Origin of the sequence: Parafannyhessea sp., assembly GCF_051876455.1 — a bacterium.
Taxonomy (GTDB): domain Bacteria; phylum Actinomycetota; class Coriobacteriia; order Coriobacteriales; family Atopobiaceae; genus Parafannyhessea.
Genome location: NZ_JBJEHW010000173.1, coordinates 1 through 2008, shown reverse-complemented (window position 1 = coordinate 2008; position 2008 = coordinate 1). Strand labels below are relative to the sequence as shown.

The window sequence follows — 2008 nt, the reverse complement described above, 5'->3', positions numbered from 1 at the left end:
GGCGTCGACATCAAGCCGGCCGGCGCAGACGCGTAGAGCGCGCAGCGGATTCGCCGGCGCGGAACGCCGAACCTTCGAAGCACGTCGCCGAAAACAGAACGGGGGCGGATGCCGTTGTGAACTGCGTCCCAAAACTTGGACGGGATAAATAAGAGCCTATGCCGCAAGGGCCTGGTTCCGGAACTCCTCCGGAGTCAGGCCCTTCAGCCCAACCTGCCTCCTCTCCGTGTTCCAGTGGACGATGTACGCGTCGAGGTCCGCCTTGAAGGACTCGAAGCTGTCCCATTCGCGCCCTCGGGAGAACTCGTCCTTGAGGTGCCCGAAGACCTGCTCGGTCGCGGCGTTGTCGAGGCAGTTCCCCTTGCGCGACATGCTCTGCCTGATGCCCATCTCCCTCAGCCTGCCGCACCACGCGTCGCTCTGGTACTGCCAGCCCATGTCGCTGTGCAGCACGGGCGCCGCCCCCTCGGGCATCCTCTCCGCCAGCTGCCCGAGGAGGTCCAGCTGCTGGGCCATGTTGGGCGACTCCGACACCGACCACGCGACGATCTCCTTGCTGGCGAAGTCGTAGACCGGGGCGAGGTAGGCCTTGCCCCACGGCTGGCTGAACTCGGTGACGTCGGTCCCCATCTTCTGCCAGGGCAGCTCCGCCGAGAAGTCGCGGCCCACCACGTTCTCGAACGTCCTCCCCACGACGCCCCTGTAGGAGTTGTAGCGGTGGTAGTCGCTCTCCCGCCTGATGCCGCAGCTGATCCCCATCTCGCGCATCATCTTGAGGACCGTCTTGTCCGCGATGCGCGCGCCGCACTCGGCGCGCAGGGCCATGGCGATCTGCCTGTGGCCGCACCCGTTGGGCGTGCGCGAGAAGACCTCGGCCACCTTCCGGCGCAGCTCGGGCCGCGTCTCCCGCTTCGGGCGCGAGAGCGCGTAGTAGTACGTCGACCTGGCCAGCCCCGCGCATCCCAGGAGGTCGCCGAGCCTGTGGCGCCCTGAAAGCCCGCGGACTATCTCCGCCCGCTCCGCCCTTGAGAGCGCTTTCGGGCCTTCAGGGCGATTGATTTTTTTAGGTAGGCGTTCTCGGCCTCGAGGCGCCTGACCCGCTCCTCGAGCTCCTCCTCCCGCGTGAGCGCCCTGGGCGCCGGCTTGGAGCCCCTGGGCCTGCCCTTGGGCTTGGGCCTCAGCGCCTCCGCGCCGCCCCTGCGGTACGCCGCGCACCATCTCTCGAAGGACGAGAGCGACGCGATCGAGAGCCTGGACATGACCTCGGCCCTGCTCTCCCCGCCGTCGACGAACGCCCTCGCAGCTGCGAGCTTCGTCTCGTAGTCGTACGTCCTGTGGACCGCGCCCATCTGCAGCAGCACCTCCGAACCGACGGACCTGTATGCCATGTGCCATTTTCCCACGGTTCCGCGGGGCAGTCCAAGGAGTTTGGCGACGGTCGCGGAACCCGCGCCCTCATCGAAAAGGGCCAGTGCCCGCCGTCTCATGTCGATGTCGTATTCGGTCAAAGCAAAACACCCCATTTCTTGGTGTCCAAGAAATGGGGTGCAGTTCATACGCCGCAGGGTCCCTCTTCTTTACGTTCTACGGCCAGCGCCGCGCTACAGCTCGCGTTCCACGACGGCCGCGACGCGCTCGCACGCCGATTGGGCAACCTCGGCCGAGGAGGCCTCCACCATCACGCGGATGAGCGGCTCGGTACCGCTCGGACGGATGACGACGCGCCCTTCGTCGCCGAGGTCGGCCTCCACGGCCGCCACCTCGTCGGCGATCGCCTTGTTGCCCTCGAGCGCGTGCTTGTCGGCAACCTTGACGTTGATGAGCGTCTGCGGGTAGCGGGTCATCACCTTCGCCGCCTCGGACACCGTCTTGCCCGAGCGGACGACCGCTGCCAGGAACTGGCAGGCCGTCATCAGGCCGTCGCCGGTTGAGTTGTACTGCAGCAGAATCATGTGGCCCGACTGCTCGCCGCCGATCGCGTAGCCGTGCGCGCGCATCTCCTCGAGCA

2 protein-coding genes and 1 pseudogene are annotated in these 2008 nt (G+C 67.0%); all 3 read right to left on the bottom strand.

All coding sequences use genetic code 11. The annotated features are described in order from the left end of the window. Positions 1-156 precede the first annotated feature (156 nt). Entirely contained in the window at positions 157-1008 is an 852-nt protein-coding gene (locus tag ACI38Z_RS07590; RefSeq protein WP_439789585.1) for an IS3 family transposase, read from the bottom strand. After that, positions 1005-1388, bottom strand: a complete 384-nt coding sequence (locus ACI38Z_RS07585) for a helix-turn-helix domain-containing protein (protein WP_439789584.1) — start codon at positions 1386-1388, stop codon at positions 1005-1007. Before ACI38Z_RS07585 ends, ACI38Z_RS07590 begins: the two co-directional genes overlap by 4 nt. Positions 1389-1601: 213 nt before the next feature. Further along, positions 1602-2008 (bottom strand): annotated as a pseudogene (locus ACI38Z_RS07580) (phosphoglucosamine mutase); the annotation flags it as partial.